The sequence below is a fragment of the Mesorhizobium sp. WSM4308 genome (assembly GCF_002294905.1).
In the GTDB taxonomy this organism is placed as follows: domain Bacteria; phylum Pseudomonadota; class Alphaproteobacteria; order Rhizobiales; family Rhizobiaceae; genus Mesorhizobium.
Genome location: NZ_NSFW01000009.1, coordinates 162,575 through 181,776, shown reverse-complemented (window position 1 = coordinate 181,776; position 19,202 = coordinate 162,575). Strand labels below are relative to the sequence as shown.

Annotated in this window: 18 protein-coding genes; 5 read left to right on the top strand and 13 right to left on the bottom strand. The window is 63.8% G+C overall.

What is annotated here, in order from left to right:
- The first annotated feature begins 44 nt into the window (after positions 1-44).
- Complete coding sequence (locus CK227_RS18445; RefSeq protein WP_095773888.1) at positions 45-884, top strand: SDR family oxidoreductase; 840 nt, start codon at positions 45-47, stop codon at positions 882-884.
- A complete protein-coding gene (locus CK227_RS18440; RefSeq protein WP_095773887.1) occupies positions 881-1,603 on the top strand; it encodes an SDR family oxidoreductase in 723 nt (240 codons plus the stop codon). The genes CK227_RS18445 and CK227_RS18440 overlap by 4 nt, the downstream gene beginning before the upstream one ends.
- Before the next feature lie 9 nt (positions 1,604-1,612).
- Here CK227_RS18440 and CK227_RS18435 read toward each other — a convergent pair whose 3' ends face one another.
- The 7 genes from CK227_RS18435 to CK227_RS18405 form a co-directional block, all read right to left on the bottom strand.
- Entirely contained in the window at positions 1,613-1,990 is a 378-nt protein-coding gene (locus CK227_RS18435) for a DoxX family protein (RefSeq protein WP_095773886.1), read from the bottom strand.
- Between the two features lie 64 nt (positions 1,991-2,054).
- The gene (locus CK227_RS18430) at positions 2,055-2,513 is read right to left on the bottom strand and encodes a carboxymuconolactone decarboxylase family protein (RefSeq protein ID WP_095773885.1); all 459 of its coding nucleotides are present in this window, start codon (positions 2,511-2,513) and stop codon (positions 2,055-2,057) included.
- Between the two features lie 11 nt (positions 2,514-2,524).
- Positions 2,525-3,049, bottom strand: a complete 525-nt coding sequence (locus CK227_RS18425) for an Rrf2 family transcriptional regulator (protein ID WP_095773884.1) — start codon at positions 3,047-3,049, stop codon at positions 2,525-2,527.
- A gap of 105 nt (positions 3,050-3,154) precedes the next feature.
- Complete coding sequence (preA, locus tag CK227_RS18420) at positions 3,155-4,468, bottom strand: NAD-dependent dihydropyrimidine dehydrogenase subunit PreA (RefSeq protein WP_095773883.1); 1,314 nt, start codon at positions 4,466-4,468, stop codon at positions 3,155-3,157.
- A 12-nt stretch (positions 4,469-4,480) separates the two neighbouring features.
- Positions 4,481-5,323 carry a methyltransferase domain-containing protein gene (locus CK227_RS18415; RefSeq protein WP_095773882.1) on the bottom strand — a complete coding sequence of 281 codons (843 nt, stop codon included), beginning with the start codon at positions 5,321-5,323 and terminating at the stop codon, positions 4,481-4,483.
- Positions 5,324-5,328: 5 nt separating this feature from the next.
- On the bottom strand, positions 5,329-6,684 hold the full coding sequence (locus CK227_RS18410; RefSeq protein WP_095773881.1) for an NAD(P)-dependent oxidoreductase: 1,356 nt from the start codon (positions 6,682-6,684) through the stop codon (positions 5,329-5,331).
- Positions 6,685-6,805: 121 nt separating this feature from the next.
- Positions 6,806-7,540 carry a gamma-glutamylcyclotransferase gene (locus tag CK227_RS18405; RefSeq protein WP_095774029.1) on the bottom strand — a complete coding sequence of 245 codons (735 nt, stop codon included), beginning with the start codon at positions 7,538-7,540 and terminating at the stop codon, positions 6,806-6,808.
- A 166-nt stretch (positions 7,541-7,706) separates the two neighbouring features.
- Here CK227_RS18405 and CK227_RS18400 point away from each other — a divergent pair, with 166 nt between their 5' ends.
- On the top strand, positions 7,707-8,483 hold the full coding sequence (locus CK227_RS18400; RefSeq protein WP_095773880.1) for a VOC family protein: 777 nt from the start codon (positions 7,707-7,709) through the stop codon (positions 8,481-8,483).
- An 80-nt stretch (positions 8,484-8,563) separates the two neighbouring features.
- Here CK227_RS18400 and CK227_RS18395 read toward each other — a convergent pair whose 3' ends face one another.
- Positions 8,564-9,067, bottom strand: coding sequence for a hypothetical protein (locus CK227_RS18395; protein ID WP_142877799.1), 504 nt, complete (start codon positions 9,065-9,067; stop codon positions 8,564-8,566).
- 188 nt (positions 9,068-9,255) lie between these two features.
- Between CK227_RS18395 and CK227_RS18390 the strand changes: the two genes are divergently transcribed.
- On the top strand, positions 9,256-9,645 hold the full coding sequence (locus CK227_RS18390) for a DoxX family protein (RefSeq protein ID WP_095774028.1): 390 nt from the start codon (positions 9,256-9,258) through the stop codon (positions 9,643-9,645).
- A gap of 23 nt (positions 9,646-9,668) precedes the next feature.
- On the opposite strand, the gene CK227_RS18385 is transcribed toward CK227_RS18390, so the two are convergent.
- Both CK227_RS18385 and CK227_RS18380 read right to left on the bottom strand, forming a co-directional pair.
- Positions 9,669-12,110, bottom strand: coding sequence for an FAD-dependent oxidoreductase (locus CK227_RS18385; RefSeq protein ID WP_095773878.1), 2,442 nt, complete (start codon positions 12,108-12,110; stop codon positions 9,669-9,671).
- Positions 12,111-12,168: 58 nt separating this feature from the next.
- A complete protein-coding gene (locus CK227_RS18380) occupies positions 12,169-13,707 on the bottom strand; it encodes a trimethylamine methyltransferase family protein (protein WP_095773877.1) in 1,539 nt (512 codons plus the stop codon).
- A gap of 216 nt (positions 13,708-13,923) precedes the next feature.
- Here CK227_RS18380 and CK227_RS18375 point away from each other — a divergent pair, with 216 nt between their 5' ends.
- On the top strand, positions 13,924-14,514 hold the full coding sequence (locus CK227_RS18375; protein WP_095773876.1) for a transglycosylase SLT domain-containing protein: 591 nt from the start codon (positions 13,924-13,926) through the stop codon (positions 14,512-14,514).
- A 13-nt stretch (positions 14,515-14,527) separates the two neighbouring features.
- Here the strand turns inward: CK227_RS18375 and CK227_RS18370 are convergent, their stop codons facing one another.
- The 3 genes from CK227_RS18370 to CK227_RS18360 are packed head-to-tail and all read right to left on the bottom strand — an operon-like array spanning position 14,528 to position 19,102.
- On the bottom strand, positions 14,528-16,849 hold the full coding sequence (locus tag CK227_RS18370) for an ABC transporter ATP-binding protein (protein WP_095773875.1): 2,322 nt from the start codon (positions 16,847-16,849) through the stop codon (positions 14,528-14,530).
- A gap of 48 nt (positions 16,850-16,897) precedes the next feature.
- Positions 16,898-18,055: an ABC transporter permease gene (locus tag CK227_RS18365; protein WP_095773874.1), complete on the bottom strand. Its 1,158-nt coding sequence runs from the start codon at positions 18,053-18,055 to the stop codon at positions 16,898-16,900.
- Positions 18,056-18,067: 12 nt separating this feature from the next.
- Positions 18,068-19,102 (bottom strand): ABC transporter permease, encoded by a 1,035-nt coding sequence (locus CK227_RS18360; RefSeq protein ID WP_095773873.1) that lies wholly within the window; start codon positions 19,100-19,102, stop codon positions 18,068-18,070.
- Between the last annotated feature and the right edge of the window lie 100 nt (positions 19,103-19,202).

Below are 19,202 nucleotides of genomic sequence, written 5' to 3'. Positions count from 1 at the left end.
ACGTCCCATCTTGCGTTCAGAGCAGCAGACAGGAGGCTCTGGACATGGACCTGAAAGACAAGACAATCCTCATCACCGGCTCGACCGACGGCGTCGGCCGCGTCGTCGCGCAACGGCTGGGTGCCGCCGGCGCCCGGGTGCTGGCGCATGGCCGCGACGCGGCGCGCGGCAAGGCAGCGGTCGCCGAGATCGAAGTCGCCGGCGGCAAGGCCGAATTCCTCGCGGCCGACCTTGCTTCGCTGGCCGAAATTCGCCACCTCGCCGAGGCGGTACGTGCCCGGACGAACCGGCTCGATATCCTCATCAACAATGCCGGCATCGGCACGGCAGGCGCCAAACGGCAGGTCAGTGCCGATGGCTACGAACTGCGCTTCGCCGTCAACTATCTCGCCGGTTTCCTGCTGACCTCGGAGCTTCTGCCGCTGCTGAAGGCCAGCGCTCCGGCGCGCATCGTCAACGTCGCCTCGGCCGGCCAGCAAGCGATCGATTTCGGCGACGTGATGCTCACCCACGGCTATAGCGGCGTGCGCGCCTATTGCCAGAGCAAGCTGGCGCAAATCCTGTTCACCGTCGATCTGGCGGAAGAGCTGAAAGGCACCGGCGTCACCGTCAACGCGCTGCACCCAGCAAGCTACATGAACACCACCATGGTCCGGCAGGCCGGCGTGACGCCATGGAGTTCGGTAGAGACCGGCGCCGAAGCCATCGTCAACCTCGCCGCCGCTCCCGCGCTCGAAGGCCGCAGCGGCCTCTATTTCGACGGACTGCGCGAAGCCCGCGCAGATGCCCAGGCCTATGACGCCAGGGCACGGCAACAATTGCGAAAGCTGAGCCTCGACCTTGTCGGCCCGGCCTCCTCAAAATCCAGGGAACAGCACTCATGACCAACAGAACCGAACACACAGTCATCATCGGCGGCTCATCCGGCATCGGCCTGGCGACCGCGCGAAAACTGCTCGGCCCAGGCATGAAGGTGACGATCACCGGGCGCAACCAGGACAAGCTCATCGGCGCCTGGAAGAGCCTCGGCGGCGCCGCCGACAAGGCCGCGTTCGATGCGTCGAAGCCGGACGAGGTCCGCCAGTTCTTCGAGCGCCTCGGCCCGTTCGACCACCTCGTCTTGGCGGCCAGCGGCGGCAAGGGCCTTGGCCCGTTCGAGACGCTTGACCTTGCCGATCTCGGCAGCGGCGTCGAAGAGAAGGTGCGGCCGCAACTGTCCTGCCTGCAGGCCGCCTTGCCGACGCTGAACAAATCGGGCTCGGTCACCTTCATATCCGCGGTGTCGGCTCAGGCCACAATGCCTGGCGTCGCCGGCATCGGCGCCATCAACGGCATGCTCTTGACCGTGGCGCCGATCCTCGCGGTCGAACTGAAGCCCTTGCGCGTCAACGTCGTGGCGCCCGGCGTCATCGACACGCCGTGGTGGGACTTTTTGCCCGACGACCAGCGGCAGGCGGTCTTTGCCGAATATGCCGGCAAGACGCCTGTGGGCCGCATCGGCCGCGCCGAGGACGTCGCCTCGGCGATTGCCTTCCTCGTGTCCAACGGCTTCATGACCGGGCAGGTGCTGACCTGCGATGGCGGGTTGCGGTTCGCGGCCTGAGTTAGACCCTCAGAGCGTCTGCGCGATCAACGTCAGGAAACCGCCGCCCAGCGCGACATTGCCGACGAAGCCGTTGATGCGCGCCGCGCGATCCGGGCCCTGGTGGTCCCAGAAATTGTGGAACATCGGCGTGGCGACGATCAGGAACAGCACCAGCACCGCGCAGGCGAGTGCCGTCCACAGGCCGGCCATCACCAGGACACCGGCGATGATCTGGAGCACAATGCCGGCCCACAGCGCCAGCCGCGCTTGCGGCACGCCCCGCGCGGCCATCAGCCCGGTCAGGAAAGCGGCGTTCAGGATGTTGCGCAGGCCGGCGAAGACGAAGGCGCCGCCAAGCAACAGGCGGCCTAGAAACAACAAGATCGATGGCAAATCGGCAGGCATAAAACACCCCCTTTGAAAACAATCGGAGCGCCGCCTCATCGACGGCGCTCCAATGGCGATAAGATCAGGCGGCCTTGGCGGCCGGCATCGGATGAATGGCCTGGAACGGGATGCACAGCCGGTTCCAGGTGTTGATCATGCCGAGCGCGACGGACAGCTTGACCAGTTCCTCTTCCGAGAAATGCTCAAGCGTGCGGGCATAGAGCTCATCCGACACACCATTGTTGGCGATCAGGGTCACCGCCTCGGTCCAGGCGAAAGCGGCGCGCTCGCGTTCGGAAAACAGCGGCGATTCCTTCCAGGCCGCGACGAGATAGAGCCGCTGCTCGGTTTCGCCGTCGCGCCGCGCCTCGCGGCTGTGCATCTCGACGCAGAAGGAACAGCCATTGATCTGCGAGGCCCTGAGCTTGATCAGATGCAGCAGGCTGGCCTCCAGCCCGCATTCGTCGACCGCCTTGTTGAGCGCCGATACCGCCTTCATGATCTCCGGCGCCTTGGCGAAAAACTGCATCCTCTGTTTCATCTGATATCCTTTCACATCTGCTTTGGCGGGGTTGAACTGGATTTCTGCGGCCGCTGGTGGCGCGCCACGAAGGCGCAGCTCGCGGCAAAGGATCTGGGATCGCCTTCCGCCGCGTAGTCCGCCACGATGTCGGACAGCTTCACTTCAGCAAGCGCGGCCCGATAGGCGCGCTCGGCCTTGAGCATCGCGGCATTGATGCCGCAGGGTTTGACATAGGCCGAGACATCGATCTTGACCGGCCCGTTGCGGCGGATTTCGCCGCAGCGAAATGCGGGTTCGCGCCCTTCTATGGCCAGCACGATATCGAGCAGGGTGATGCGTTCGGCCGCCCGCGCCAGCCGGTAGCCGCCAGCCGGCCCCGGCACCGATTCAAGAATGCTGGCGGCGGCCAGCATGTTGAGATGCTTCAGCAGATAGCTGGGCGACAGTCCGAAACACTCGGCGAGAGCAGCACCCGGCATGGTGCTGTTGCCCTCGACGCTCGCAAGCGTGGCCGCGCAATGGATGGCCGCCTCAACGCCCTCGCCCAGCTTCATGATGCCGATTTCCTATTCATGGATACTATTTATCGTGGATAATTGTTATCCGCAATAGGAAAAAGAAAAACGGCACCCGAAGGCGCCGTTTTTGCGTGTCTGTGGCTACTCCGCGGCCACCTTGGCCATCGGATTGTTCGGATGCGTCGTCCAGTTGGCGTAGATCGGCGACACCGGCTTGCCGGTGCGCTGGTCCATGACGCCGGCAGCCAGCGGCTCCATGGAGATGCAGTTCTCGACCGGGCAGACATTGACGCACAGATTGCAGCCGACGCATTCGGCCTCGATCACCTCGAAGTGTCTCACGCCATTGACCACGCTGGTGATGGCCTGGTGCGAAGTGTCCTCGCAGGCGATGTGGCAGCGGCCACACTTGATGCAGGCGTCCTGGTCGATATGCGCCTTGGCGACATAGTTGAGGTTGAGATACTGCCAATCGGTGACGTTGGGCGTGGCGCGGCCGATAATGTCGTCGAGCGAGCGGTGGCCCTTCTCGTCCATCCAGTTTTCCAGACCGGCGATCATCTCCTGCACGATCTTGAAGCCGTAGGTCATCGCCGCTGTGCACACCTGCACGTTGCCGGCGCCGAGCGCCATGAATTCAGCGGCGTCGCGCCAGGTGGTGATGCCGCCAATGCCGGAGATCGGCAGGCCGTGTGTCTCCGGATCGCGCGCGATTTCGGCCACCATGTTCATGGCGATGGGCTTCACCGCCGGGCCGCAATAGCCGCCATGCGAGCCTTTGCCGTCGATGGTCGGCATCGGCGCGAAACTGTCGAGGTCGACACCGGTGATCGAATTGATGGTGTTGATCAGCGACACCGCGTCGGTGCCGCCGGCATGTGCCGCCCGCGCGGGCTTGCGGATATCGGTGATGTTGGGCGTCAGCTTGGTGATGACGGGCATGCGCGTATACTGCTTGCACCAGCGCACCACCATTTCGATATATTCCGGCACCTGGCCGACGGCCGCGCCCATGCCGCGTTCCGACATGCCGTGCGGGCAGCCGAAATTGAGCTCGATGCCGTCGGCCCCGGTCTCCTCGACCAGCGGCAGGATGGCTTTCCAGCTTGCCTCTTCGCAAGGCACCATGATCGAGGCGACGAGTGCGCGGTCGGGCCAGTCCATCTTGACCTGCTTCATCTCGCGCAGGTTGGTCTGCAGGTCGCGGTCGGTGATCAGCTCGATGTTGTTGAGGCCGAGCAGGCGCCGGTCGGCGCCCCAGATCGCGCCATAGCGCGGGCCGTTGACGTTGACGACCGGCGGGCCTTCCTCGCCCAGCGTCTTCCACACCACGCCACCCCAGCCTGCCTTGAAGGCGCGGATGACGTTGTAGGCCTTGTCGGTGGGCGGTGCCGAGGCCAGCCAGAACGGATTTGGCGATTTGATGCCGACGAAATTGTTGCGGAGGTCTGCCATGACAGGTCCCTTTCAGCCGAGACGAAGAAGCAGTTCAACGGGTGCGAGAATGCCGCCTTCAAGCGCGGCGGTGACATTGGCGATCTTGGTGCCGGCGTCTTCGCCCATGACGAGGCCGACGCCGGGCGGCGGCTTCTTGCCTTCCGCTTGCGCGGCGGCCATCCGGGCACGTATCGCGGCGAAGAATTCGACGGCGAAAGCACCGCGCCGCCGCTCGGCGACGACGGAGAAGCCGGAAGCCGTGGCAGCCGAGCGATAGTCGTCGGGCGTGGCAACGAAGGACATGCTCTCATCCGATGCCCATGGCAGCGGATAGGTCAGCGCGCCATCCTTGAGCCGCATCACGTCGTAGACGGCAAAGACGCCGCCCGGCTTGAGCACACGCGCGGCCTCGCTCATCAGCTTTTTCTTGTCGGGAAGGTTCATGCCGACATGCAGGATCATGGCCGCGTCGAAGCTGGCATCGGCGAATGGCATGTCCAGCGCACTGCCTTGCACGAAGTGCGTCCTGTCGACCATGCCCGCGCGCTTCGACAGGCTGGTCGCGATGTCGACATAGCTTTGCGTGAGATCGATGCCGGTGACATCGGCGCCGGCTTCGTTGGCGGCAAAACGGGCGGGACCGCCCACCCCCGATCCGATATCGAGCAGCCCGGCTCCCGGCTTCAAACCCATCTGCCCGATGAGTTCCCTTGTGGCGGCGATACCGCCAATGTGGAATTCGTCGACCGCCTCAAGATCGCCGGCGCGCAGATGGGCAACGTCCACGCCGATATCGGCGAGCGCGGCAAGGATGCGCTGCTCGAGACCCGCTATGTCGTAGTGACGGGCGATGCCCGGTTCCACCGTGGCCATGATCCTTATCCCTGCGTCAGACTCCTGTGCATGCACTCGGCAGCGTCACGGCCCTGCGCGACCGCCGAAACGGTCAGGTCGTCGCCGCCAAAGATGCAGTCGCCGCCGGCCCAGACTTTCGCCAGCGAGGTGCGCCCTTCCCCATCGACCTTTATACGCCCGGCTTCGAGCTCGATCGAGGCCTCGCTGCCGTTGAGCGCGGCCGGGACAAAGCTCTGGCCGATCGCCTTGAACACCTGGTCGGCGACAAGCGTCAGCGTCTCGCCGGTACCGGCAAGCTTGTCGCCCTTCAATGCCGTGTATTCGAGTTCGATGCCCGACACCTGGCCGGCGTCGGTGATCACCCGCTTCGGCTGCAGCCAATGGCGGATGGTGACGCCATTGGCGGCGGCCAGGTCCTGCTCGAACTCCGAGGCGTTCATGTGCTCCTGGCCGCGCCGGTAGCAGATCGTCACCTCCTCGGCGCCGAGCAGCTTCGACTGCACGGCGGCGTCGATCGCCGTCATGCCGCCGCCGATGACGACGACGCGGCGGCCGACAGGCAGGCTGGCGAGATCGCTGGCCTGGCGCAGCTCGGCGATGAACTCCACCGCATTGGTGATGCCGGCGGCATCCTCGCCATCGGCGCGCAGCGCGTTGACGCCGCCAAGCCCCATGCCGAGGAACACCGCATCGTAGTTGCGGATCAGGTCGGAGAGCTGGTAGTCGCGGCCGAGCGCCTTGCCGTTCTGGATGTCGATGCCGCCGATCGCGGTGACATAGTCGACCTCGGCCTGGGCGAAATTGTCGACGCTCTTATAGGCGGCGATGCCGTATTCGTTGAGGCCGCCGGCCTTCGGCCGCGCCTCCAGTATGGTCACGTCATGGCCATGGCGGGCTAGCCGGTGCGCAGCGGCAAGGCCGGCCGGGCCGGCGCCGACCACGGCAATGGTCTTTCCGGTCGGCTCCGGGCGCGCGTAGAACTGCTTGTTCTCGGCCATCGCGACATCGGTGGCGTAGCGCTGCAGGCGGCCGATCTGCACCGGCTTGCCTTCCGCCACCTCACGCACGCAGACCTCTTCGCACAGCGTCTCGGTCGGGCAGACGCGGGCGCACATGCCGCCCAAAATGTTCTGATCGAAGATGGTCTTGGCCGAGCCGATCGGATTGCCGGTCGAGATCTGGCGGATGAACAGCGGAATGTCGATCGAGGTCGGACACGCGTTCATGCACGGCGCGTCGTAGCAGAAATAGCAGCGGTCGGATTCGACCAGCGCCTCGTGGTGATCGAGCGGCGGATGCAGGTCGGAAAAATTGTCCGCATACTGCTCGGCTGGAAGCCGGCCGCCGACGATACCTTCCTTGAACTGGCCTTCTGGCATTGTCAGTTCCCCATGTTTTCGTTTTGGGGAAGGCTAGCACGTTTTATTTTTTTATCAATTGGTCAATTTTTGGCACAAGCTGCTGAAAAGGCTAGATAAAAACATGATTTTTTCACTCATGTTATGCCGTGGACGGCTGTTCTTGCCTGGGTGCGCTGCCCTGGTCGACCGGCCGGCCGTGGAGGGCCCGGACCTCGTCCGCCACCAGTTCCTGCAGCCGCCACAGATTGCGATCATGGATGCCGAACGCTTCGAGATGGCTGACCGTGTTGTAGAGATATTCGGCGCCGGAACCGATATGGCCGCAGGCCCTGGCCAATATGCTCGCCACTCTGTCCAGCGGCTGGCCCAGCGACGTACCCCTGCCCTTCACGCCAACCCAGAAACCGAGTGCGCGGAGCGCGCCTTGCGCCGTATGCACAGGCAGCCACCTGACCGAGCTGACGCTCTCATGGTCGCTGATCTCGCGGCGCAGCAGCCTTTCGATCTGCGCCGGCTTTTCACCCTCCGGCAAACGGTAGATCACGCCGTTGCAGCGACCGCCGCGTTCGAGCGCCATCATCAGCCCCGGCTGCGCGGCGCTGCCGCGCCAGCGCACCATGTCGAGGCAGAAAGAGCGGTGCCAGCCGAAGGCCGTGGCGAGCCGTTGCTCGACCGATTCGAATTCCGGCTTCCAGATCAGCGAGCCGTAGGCGAACACCCACAGCGGCCCCTCGTCCGCTTCGCCGGACAGCCGCAATGCAAGCGTCTGGAAATCCCCGTCCTTCAGCTCCGTCCAGCTCGGATCCGGGCCGGGATCGGCCTCTTCCCTGTGGCACAGTGCGACAAGCTCCGGCGTGAGCGACATCTGGCGCATGAACAACCCCCTTGCCGTAGAGAAATCGAAAATCGAGGGGCACGCAACCGGGAACGCATGTCATGGGCAGGCATTATTGTCCGGGGCGGTTGTCGGATTTGCGTGGCCAGGATCGTCCTGCGGTGGATCGGACAACGATCGATGCCGAACGGTGAGGAGACCGACCATGCCGAAATCCCCAATGCCCTTCTTCTGGTACGAACTGATGACTTCAGACCTCGACGCCGCCGAAGCCTTCTACACCAAGGTTGTCGGCTGGACGGCGCAGCCCTTCGACAAAGCGCCCGGCATGCCGCGCTACATCGTCATGAATGTCGGCGAGCGTGGCGTCGGCGGGCTGATGACGATGCCAGAGGACGCAGCCAAGATGGGTATGCCGCCCGCCTGGCTCGGCTATATCCACACCAAGGATGTGGACGCGTCGACCAAAGCCTTGAAGGCGGCTGGCGGAGCCGTCCACCGCGAGCCCGACGACATCCCGGGCGTCGGCCGCTTCGCCGTCGTCGCCGACCCGCAAGGCGCGACCTTCATGTTCCTGCAGCCCAACGGCCCCGACCAGCCTGTCGTACCGGCCAGCACGCCCGGCCATATCGGCTGGCACGAGCTGTACACATCGGATTGGAAGGCGGCGTTCGATTTCTATTCCGACCAGTTCGGCTGGGTCGATGCCGGCGATTTCGACATGGGCCCGATGGGCACCTACCAGACCTTTACCGCCGGCCCCGAATCCGGTGGCGGTATCATGAACAAGCCTGAACAGATCCCCGTCCCGGTCTGGCAGTTCTATTTCAACGTTCCGGCCATTGACGCGGCCGCAAAGCGCGTCACCGACAATGGCGGCAAGATCCTGATGGGACCGATGGAGGTCCCCGGCGGCAGCTGCGTCGTGCAGTGCCAGGACCCGCAAGACGCGCATTTCGCGCTGATGGCGCCGGTGCGCTGACGGAAACAGACAACGCCACCACGAAGCGACGGCCTTTCATCTCACCACCGATGAAAGGCCGCATTGCTCTGCGTGCCGCCCTATTCCGGCGTCAGCACCGCGACCTTCAGCTCGGCCTTTTTCGCGCCGCTGAACTGGACGGTGGCCGGGCCGGCAGTGAGCTTGAAGCGTACGCTCTTGCGGATGCCGGGGCAGGTTTTCACACCGCTATAGCTCGCCGACTTGATGGCCTTGCCGTCCTGGATGACATCGATCCAGGCCTCGCCCGACAGGCTGATCTGAATGGCTCCTCCGGCCGGCACGTCCACGCTGGCGACGGCACCGAACGTGCCCTCCGCCGGCGCGCGCTCGGGCGGCAACGTAAAACCGGCTTTCTCCGCCGGAACCAGCGCCAGGTCCGCGGCAGCACCCACGGCCAGCTCCGCTCCAGCCGGCGTTGCGGGTGCCGCGGCAAACAGCGCCTGTTCCCGCGTCACAGGCCACTTGAAGGCCTCGCAACCGGCGTCCTCGGCCATGGCGAAGCTAGTGCCTGCAAGGAGTGCGAATAGACTGATGACGACTTTTTTCATGGCAAGGGAACCCACAGGTTTAGAGTGTCCATCTCAAATACAACCATTGCGATATAAATGCAACCCTGACGAGAGCAATATGAAAGGGCATGCCGGAGAACATTTCCAATCACCGATTGTTGATGGCGCGCCATGGGAAGTGAATGGTCCATCGCCGGACCATAATCTATGGCCGGACCGGGAGGGTGAAAATGGAGTTTCAGATGAAGCTTTTCGAAGGCCTCTCCAGATACCAGCCGCAGGCGCTCGGCGTGCTGCGCATCATGACCGCGCTGCAGTTCATCGAGCATGGCAGCCAGAAACTGTTCAACTTCCCCGCCAGCGCCGAGCCTCACGTCCTCACCGGGCTAACGACGGCCGCCGGCATCCTCGAATTCGCCGGCGGCATCCTGCTGGCGCTTGGCCTGTTCACTCGCCCGGTCGCGTTTCTGCTGGCCGGCGAAATGGCGATCGCCTATTTCATGGCGCACTACCCGCGCGGCTTCTTCCCGGCCAACAATGGCGGCGACGCGGCGATCTCCTTCTGCTTCATCTTCCTCTATCTGGTCTTCGCCGGTGCCGGCGCCTTCGCGCTGGACAATCGCAAAGCTTGACGCTCGCCATGCGGGGTGAACCTTCACCCCCGCATGCGCTCAAAATTCGCGTCGAACAGCGGTGTCGCCTGGATGCGCGCCGCATGGCGCTTGCCCAGCAACTCGATTTCGAAGCCGTCGCTCTCCTCGGCGATCTCCTTCGGCACATAGCCGACGGCGACGGACTTATTCGAATGATGGGCGTAGCCGCCCGACGTCACCCAGCCGCGCACCGCGCCGCCGAACCAGATCGGTTCGTCGCCGATGACATCGGCATCGTCGGCCTCGACAATGAAGGCACGCAGCCGCAATTTTCCGCCTTGCTTGCGCTCGGCCAGCGCCGCCGCCTTGCCGATGAAATCGGCTTCCTTGCCATAGGCGACGAAGCGGTCGAGACCGGCTTCGAGCGGCCCGTAGATCGGCCGGTATTCGCGCCCCCATGAGCCGTAGTTCTTCTCGAGCCTGAGCGCATTGAGCGCGCGCGAGCCGAACAGGCCGATGCCGAACTCCGCGCCTGCCGCCATCAGCGCATGATAAGCCGCGCGCTGATATTCCGGCGCCACCCAGATCTCAAAGCCGAGATCGCCGGTGTAGCTGACGCGGCCGACCAGGCACGGCGCCATGCCGATATCCATCCTGGCCACCGCCATGAACGGGACGGCCACGTTCGAAACATCGGCGCGGCTGACCTTGGCCAGCACCTCTCGCGCCTTCGGGCCGGCAATGGCAAGGCCGGTGAGTTTCGCCCCCAGCGCCTCGATATGAACCGAGCCGTCGCCAGGCAGATGCGCCTCGAACCAGCGCATATGATATTGCTCGGCGATGCCGGAGCCGGCGAGGAACCAGCCATCCCCATCTCGATCTGGAGGGTCCAGGTTGGCCAGCGTGAAATCGCCGATCAGCCTGCCGTCGTCCTTCAGCATCGGCGCCAGCGTCATGCGGCCAGGCTTGGGCAGTTTACAGGCGAGCATGCGGTCGAGCCAGGCAGCCGCCCCCTCGCCCGTCACCTTGTATTTGGCGAAGCTCGAGATCTCCGCCAGGCCGACGCCGTCGCGCACCGTCGCGACCTCTCTGGCGACATGTGAGAAATCACTGGAACGCCGCCAGGAGAACTCGTCCTTGACGCCTTCCGGCGCGTACCAGAGCGGCACTTCCAGCCCATAGGCGACGCCAAACTGCGCGCCCTTGGCCGACAACAGATCGTAGACCGGCGTCGTCTTGAGCGGCCGTCCGGCCGGCAGTTCCTCATTGGGGAAGCGGATCGAAAAGCGCCTGGAATAGTTCTCGCGCACCTTGGCGTTGGTGTAGGCCATCGTCGCCCAGTCGCCATAGCGCGCCACGTCCATGGCCCAGATGTCGGCGCCGGGGTCGCCCTCGATCATCCAGTTGGACAGCGCGAGACCGACGCCGCCGCCCTGCGAAAAACCGGCCATGACACCGCAGGCGACCCAGAAGCCCGGCAGGCCGCGCACCGGCCCGACCAGCGGGTTGCCGTCGGGCGCGAAGGTGAAAGGCCCATTGATGATTTGCTTGATGCCCGTGTTCTGGAAGGCCGGGAAATGCCGGAACCCGACCTCCAGCGACGGTGCGATGCGGTCGATGTCGGGCGCCAGCAATTCATGGCCGAAATTCCAAGGGGTCTGGTATTCGGACCACGGCTTGTTGGCTTTCTCATAGGTGCCCATCAGCATGCCGCCGCGCTCCTGGCGCAGATAGAGCTCGCCGTCGAAATCGACCGCATGGATGATCTCGGTGCCGGTCTTGGCGTTCCAGGCGGCGACTTCCGGCATGTCCTCGGTGATCAGGTACATGTGCTCCATGGCCAGCACTGGCAATTCGAGCCCGACCATGCGGCCGACCTCGCGCGCCCACAGGCCGCCGGCATTGACGACATGCTCGGCCACCACCTCGCCCTTGTTGGTGATGACGCGCCATAGGCCGTCGGGCCGCCGCACAATGTCCTCGACCTTGGTGAAGCGCTCTATTTCCGCCCCAAGCTTCCGCGCGGCCTTGGCATAGGCGTGGGTGACGCCGGAGGGATCGAGATGGCCGTCCTCCTTGTTGCGGACGGCGCCGACGAACTGCTTGGGGTCGAGCAGCGGCATCAGCTCGGCCGCTTCTGTCGCCGAGATCACTTCCAGATCGATGCCGAGATAGCGGCCCTTGGCGACGACACCGCGCAGCCAGTCCAGCCGCGCTTCGGTCGCGGCGAGCAGCACGCCGCCGGTCAGGTGCACGCCGGTCGCCTGACCCGACAGCTCCTCGATCTCCTTGTAGAGGCTGATCGTGTATTTCTGCAGCTTGGCGACGTTGGGGTCGCCATTGATCGTGTGCATGCCGCCCGCCGCGTGCCAGGTCGAGCCGGATGTCAGCTCGTCGCGCTCCAGAAGCACCACGTCGGTCCAGCCATGGCGGGCCAGATGGAACAGCACGGAACACCCGACGACACCGCCGCCAATGACCACGACCTTTGCATGCGATTTCATGAGGTTTTTCTCTGATATCAGTGAGTTGGATGGGTAAATGGATTCAGGATGGGAGGCATCACGGCTCGCCCTGCCCGATCGCTTCCTTGCGCCTGGCCACGTAGGCTTCGAGCGCCTCGCGCACGGCGACATCCATCGCCGGCTCGACATAGTCTTCCAGCGCCTTCTTCCACAGCCGCGTCGCGCGCGCTGTTGCATCGAGGCTGCCGGCCTCCTGCCAGGCTTCAAAATTCTGCCAGTTGGACAGCATCGGCTGGTAGAAGGCGGTGGCGTAGCGCTCCAGCGTGTGCGGCTCGCCGAAGAAATGGCCGCCGGTCGGCACCGCCCCCAGCGCCTCGACGGCAAGCTCGGCCTCGTCGACCACGATCGGCCGCAGGAACTCCATCATGTGCTGGATCATCTCGACATCGATGATGAACTTTTCGAACGACGCCGTCAGCCCGCCCTCCTGCCAGCCGGCGGCGTGATAGACGAGATTGCCATGACCGAGCACCGCGCCCCACAGCGCCATCAGCGTCTCATAGGCGCCTTGCGCGTCGGCCGCATTGGAGGCCGAGCCGGGCGTCGTCCGGTAGGGCAGCCGGTAGCGCCGCGCCAATTGCCCGGAGGCGATGTTGGCCTTGGTGTTCTCCGGCGTGCCGAAGGCCGGTGCGCCGGACTTCATGTCGACATTGGAGGTGAAGGCGCCATACATGACAGGCGCGCCCGGCCGCACCAATTGCGTCAGCACGACGCCGAACAGTGCCTCGGCATTCTGCTGCGCCAAGGCACCCGCCAGCGTCACCGGGCTCATCGCCCCCATCAGCGTGAACGGCGTCACCGCCACCGACTGGCCGAACTCGGCCATGGTCATCAGCCCTTCGGCCATCATCTCGTCGAAGCGGCGCGGCGAATTGACCGAGATGATGGTGGCGATGCCCGGATCGTCGCGCAGCTGGTCCAATGTCAGCCCGCGCGCGATCGCCATCATCTCGATGCCGTCCAGCGCCCTGCCCCGGCCGATCGCCGAGACATGAAAGCTCTTGTCGGTCAGCGTCAGATTGGTGAAGTAGGTATCGAGATGGCGCGAATTGGCCGGCAGCTCGACCGGCGCGCAGACCTGGTTGCCGAGCATGTGAACGCAGTTGAAATGCTGCGCCAGCCGGGTGAGATCGGCATAGTCGCGCAGATTGCCGGCGCGGCGGCCACGCTCCATGTCGTGCACGTTGGGCGGGCCGGCAACCAGCGTGAAATTGATGGTGTTGCCGCCGAGATGAATTGTGTTGGCCGGGTTGCGCGGCGTCAGCGTATAATTGGAGCGCGTCGTCTTGAGCGCCTCGTCGACCATGCCGCGATCGATGCGGACATTGGCCGAGGCGTGATCGACCCTGGCGCCCGCCTGCTCGAACAGCGACAGCGCCCGCCGGCTCATCACCTCGATGCCGAAATTCTCCAATATATGCATTGAGGCCTGGTGGATCGCCTCGACCTGGTCTGGAGACAGCAACGCCATCGGCGGATAGGGATTGGTTACCCGCCTTTGCGGCAGTTGCGGGACGGGCGCCGGCCCCCGGTTGCTGGTGCGCTCGGCGCCGCGCTTGCGTCTTGGTTCGCTCATGCCGGCATCAAAGCCTTGGCAAACCAGGCAGGCTGTCAGAAATGCGCCGTTTACGGGCGTGATTTTAGCCAAGGCGGCATTTACGCAGTGCCATTTTATAAAAAGCGGCAGAAAGAGTCGGGATATCTACAGGGCTTTTTCGCGAGCGCTCGTGACCGCGAGGCGTTAACGGCGGCAGCAAGATTCCTTTTATGATTTCGGCCTATTGCTCATCCGATGCGTAGGTCGAGTTTTAGTAAAATCGTAGCGGTTGGCGTGTTGCTGGCACTTTCGGCCTGCGCGACCGCGCCCAGTCACATCAACAATGTCTGTGCCGTCTTCGACCAGAATGACGGCTGGTTCGACAACTGGCAGTCCGCGGCCGAACGCACCGCGCAGAAATATGGCGTGCCGGTCCCCGTGCTGATGGCGACGGTGCGCAAGGAATCCGGCTTCAAGAGCAATGCCCGGCCGCCGCGCACCAAGCTTCTCGGCTTCATTCCCTGGAAGCACGTCTCGTCGGCCACCGGCTTCTCGCAGGCGCTCGACGGCACATGGTCGCAATATCAGCGCGAAACCGGCAACTGGGCGGCGCGGCGCAGCAGATTCGCCGATGCCGTCGACTTCGTCGGCTGGTATCATTCCAAGACGGCAGACAGCTACGGCGTCGCCCGCAACGATACCTACAATCTCTACCTCGCCTATTATCTCGGCTGGACCGCCTACGGCCGCGGCAACCGCGGTGACGCCGGCGTACAGGGTTACGCCCGGGCCACCGACAAGATGGCGCGGGACTATGAAGCGCAGTTGCGGCAGTGCGGAAGCTGACACTCAGCCTGGGTTAGTGCCGCCTTGTCGTATCCTTCGGCTTTGAAACGCCGGTTTCGGAAACCTCGTCGCGGATTTCGTGTCGACGGGCTCGCAGGACGGCGTCCGCGTCCTCGACGGCCTTTCCGGTCGCGTCGGCTTTCGCACTGGCGTTTTTGCCGCTCGGACGCGCCGGCGGCGAACCGGCAAAGCCTGGACCTTCGCCTTGCACCGCGTCGTCCGGCACGCCCTCATGCGCGGCATGCTCCTTGTCGAACTTGATCACCGGCTCCATCTTGGCCAGCACGTCGTCGGCAAGCCAGCACAGGCTCATATGGCCGTCGCCGAGATGCTTGACCGGCGGCACCTTGGTCTCGCACAGATTGTCCGGCACCAGCTTCTTGTAGCCGCAGCGTGTCTGGAACGGGCAGCCGGTCGGCGGGTTCATCGCCGAGGGGATGTCGCCTTCGAGCACGATGTGCTTTTTCACCACGCTGGTGTCGGCAATCGGGATCGCCGACAGCAGCGCCTCGGTATAAGGGTGATAGGGCGGCGCGAAGATCTGGTCGGTCGTGCCTTGCTCGACGATATAGCCGAGATACATGACGACGACGCGGTCGGCGATATAGCGCACGACCGACAGATCGTGGCTGATGAACAGCATCGTCGTCTTGTTCTTGCGCTGTATGTCCATCAACAGTTCGGTCACCGCCGCCTGCACGGACACGTCGAGTGCCGAGACCGGCTCGTCGGCCACCACCACCTTGGCATCGCCGGCAAAGGCGCGCGCCACGCCGATGCGCTGCTTCTGGCCACCGGACAACTGGCGCGGCTTGCGCGTCTCGAAGGCGCGCGGCAGCTTTACCAAGTCGAGCAATTCCAGCATGCGCTTGCGGCGGTCGGCGACCGTCTTGCCGACATTGAACTTCTCCAGCGTGCGGATGATCTGCGACCCGACCGAATGGCTGGGGTTCAGCGTGTCGAACGGGTTCTGGAACACCATCTGGATCGACGACACGGTTTCGACGCTGCGGCTCTCGATGCCGGTCGACTGGATCTGCTTGTTGCCCAGCGTCACCGTGCCGGCACTTGCCGTCTCCAGCCCGAGCAGCACCTTGGCCAGCGTCGACTTTCCGCAGCCGGATTCGCCGACGATGGCGACGGTCTCGGACTCGCGCGCCATGAAGGAGATGGTCTCGTTGGCCTTGACGACGCGGCCCTCACTCGAGCCGAACACCTCGCTGCCGCCGACCTTGTAGTATTTCCTGAGATCCTCGATCTTGAGCACCGGCGCGCCGGGCACGACGCGCTCATTGACCTTCTTGGCGCCGGGCGGCAGCGCCTCCCAGTCGATCTCGTTGAAGCGCACGCAGCGTGAGAAATGGCCTTCGTGGCCGGCGACCTCGACCATCGGGATTTCGGCGGCGTTGCAGACGCCCTCGACGAAATGGTGGCAGCGCGGACCGAAATTGCAGCCCTTCGGCCGCTCATGCGGCAGCGGCAACTGGCCGGGAATGGAGATCAGCGGCCGCGAATTCTTGTCGGCGCCCGGCAGCGGGATCGAACGGAACAGCCCTTGCGTGTAGGGATGGCGCATCCGGTCGAACACGTCCTTGATCTTGCCGGTCTCCACCGCCTCGCCCGAATACATCACGGTGATGCGGTCGCAGGTCTCGAGGATAAGGCCGAGATTGTGCGACACGAAGATCATCGACGTGCCGAACTTCTCGCCCAGTCCCTTGACCAGTTCGACGATGCCCGCCTCCACCGTCACGTCGAGCGCCGTCGTCGGCTCGTCGAGCAGAAGCAGTGCCGGCTTCGACAGCAGCGCCATGGCAATGACGATGCGCTGCTGCTGGCCGCCGGAGAGCTGGTGCGGATAGGAGCGCATCATGCGCTCGGGATCGGGCAGCTTGACGGCACGCACCATTTCGAGGGAGCGTTTGTAAGCCTCTTCCTTCGACACCTTGTCGTGGATAAGCGGCACTTCCATCAACTGCTGGCCGACCTTCATTGCCGGATTGAGACTGGCCATCGGCTCCTGGTAGATCATCGCGATCTTGTTGCCGCGGATGGCGCGCAGCTCCTCCTCGGAGAGCTCGCCCATGTCCTTGCCCTGGAACTTGATCCTGCCGCCGACGATCTTCCCGATGTTGGAAAGGTCGCGCATGATGCCGAGCGACACGGTCGACTTGCCGCAGCCGGATTCACCGACGATGCCCATCGCTTCGCCGGGCATGACCGTGCAGGAAAAATCCATGACCGCCGGTATTTCGCCCTTGCGGGTGAAGAAGGAGATCGACAGGTTTTCGATCTCGATGATCGGCTCTGCGGGATTTCGAACTGCCTCGTTCATGGGTCGCTCCAATCCAAATTCTACCAGATGCGGGCCGGAGCCCGTCAATCAGTCTTTCATCGATTGTTCACGCAGCGAGTCGGCCAAAAGGTTGAGCCCCAGCACGAACGACATCAGCGCGATCGTCGGCGGCAGCGCCGGATGGATGAAGGAGCGCAGCAGCCGGCTGGCGTCCTTGATCGCCGTGCCCCAGTCGGGGCTTTCCGGTGCCAGGCCGAGGCCGAAATAGCCCAGCGTGCCGAGCAGGATGGTGGTGTAGCCGATGCGCAGGCAGGCATCGACGATCAGCGGTCCGCGCGCATTGGGCAGGATCTCCCAAAGCATGATGTACCAGGGCGATTCACCACGCGTCTGCGCCGCCGCCACATAGTCGCGCGTCTTGATGTCCATCACCAGGCCGCGCACGATGCGGAACACGCCGGGGCTGGAGGCAAACACCACCGCCACGAAGATGTTGAGCTGGTTGGGATCGATGTGGACGATGTGCAGCGGGTCCTTGTCGAAGACAAGGCCCAGATAGATCCAGCCGCCTATGATCAGCGTCAGGCCGAGCAGGATGTACAGCCGGTCTGGCCGGTTCTTGTAGCGCGTCCAGAACAGCACGCTGAAGAAGATGATCGGAAACAGGAAGAACACGCCGGCCATGGCATAGGGGATCGGCGTGTCCATGATGCCCGGCGTCACCAGGAGGTAGAACAGCAGGATGACCGGGAAGGCCAGCACGAGATTGGCCAGGAACGACAGCACAGTGTCGATCTTGCCGCCGTAATAGCCGGCGGGCAGGCCAAGCGTGATGCCGACCATCAGCGCGAAGCCGGTCGCCGCCGGCGCGATGATCAGGACGATCTGGCTGCCATAGACCATGCGCGAAAACACGTCGCGTGCCAGCTTGTCGCCGCCGAACAGATAGACAAGCCCCGATTGCGGCTCGATGGCGCCGGGCAGCATGTCCTTCATCACCGGGACCTGGGCCAGCGGATCGAAAGGCGAGATGGTCGATGCGAAGATTGCCGTGAACAGCCAGAACAGGCAGATGCCGACGCCGACAATGCCGACGCCGCTGTCGAACAGCTGTCCGTAGAGCGCCAGCCTCTTCTTGTAGGCGAAGCTCGCACCCATGACGATGATGAGCGCAATCCAAACCGGCCAGAAGCGCGACAGCACTTCGAGAATGACGCTGAAGGCACTGATATATTGGACCTGCATCCGCTTCGCCCCCTACTGAACTCTGATACGCGGATTGAGAAACGCGTAGCCGACATCGGAAATGAGCTGTGTGATCAAGACGATGAACACCGAGACCAGCGAGCAGCCAAGCAAAAGGTCGATGTCGTTGTTGCCGGCGGCCTCGACCAGCGTGTAGCCGAAGCCCTGGTAGCGGAACATCACCTCGACGATGACGACGCCGGTAAGCAGCCAGGGAAATTGCAGCATGATGACGGTGAACGGTGCGATCAGCGCGTTGCGCAGCGCATGTTTCACCACCACGCCGCCGAAGGAGAGACCCTTCAACCGGGCGGTGCGGATATATTGCTGCGTCATCACTTCGACCATCGAGGCGCGGGTCATGCGGGCGATGTAGCCGATGCCGTAGATCGCCAGCGTCATCACCGGCAGGGTGAAATTGTAGAAGGTGATGCCCTGGCTTGCGGACGCTGCCGAACCGTTCAACCAGCCGAGCCATGAGGCGAAGATGACGGTGAAGATGACGCCCGACACATATTCAGGCGTCGCCGTCGAGGCGATCGAGGCCACCGAAAGCACCCGGTCGGTTCGCGATCCCTCGCGCATGCCGGCCAGGATGCCGATCAAGAGCGATACCGGCACCATCACCGCCAACACACAGAACATCAGGATGCCGGTGGCGCCAAGTGCCGGGAACAGCTTGGAGGCGACGGTCGTCTTGAACTTGGTCGAGCAACCGAAATCCCCTTCGAGGACGCCGGAGAAGGTTGGTACGGCCGGATCGTTGCAGAAAGTGAAACGCTGCGTCGGCTTGCCTGTCGCCGGGTCGGTCACCGGCTGCTTGGGCAGCAGGCCCAGCCATTGTCCGTAGCGGACGAAGAAATTCTGCCGGTAGCCATGGTTGACCAGCCAGTCCTCCAGCTGTTCGGCCGAAGTGTGCATTTCCGTCTGGCTGATCGCCAGCTTCTTCAGGTTGGGTTCGAGGTTGATTAGGAAGAAGACGATCATCGTCAGGCACAGCATCGTCAATGCCATGGTGCCGAGACGCCTGAGAACGAAAGAAAGCATGGCGGCCCCCTGCCGATGGGGTGGGTTTTGAGCCGGCTTCAAACCTCGCCTGCCGTCACCGGCGGACTGGCCGTCAAACAGGCCCTCGAATGCGATCAAC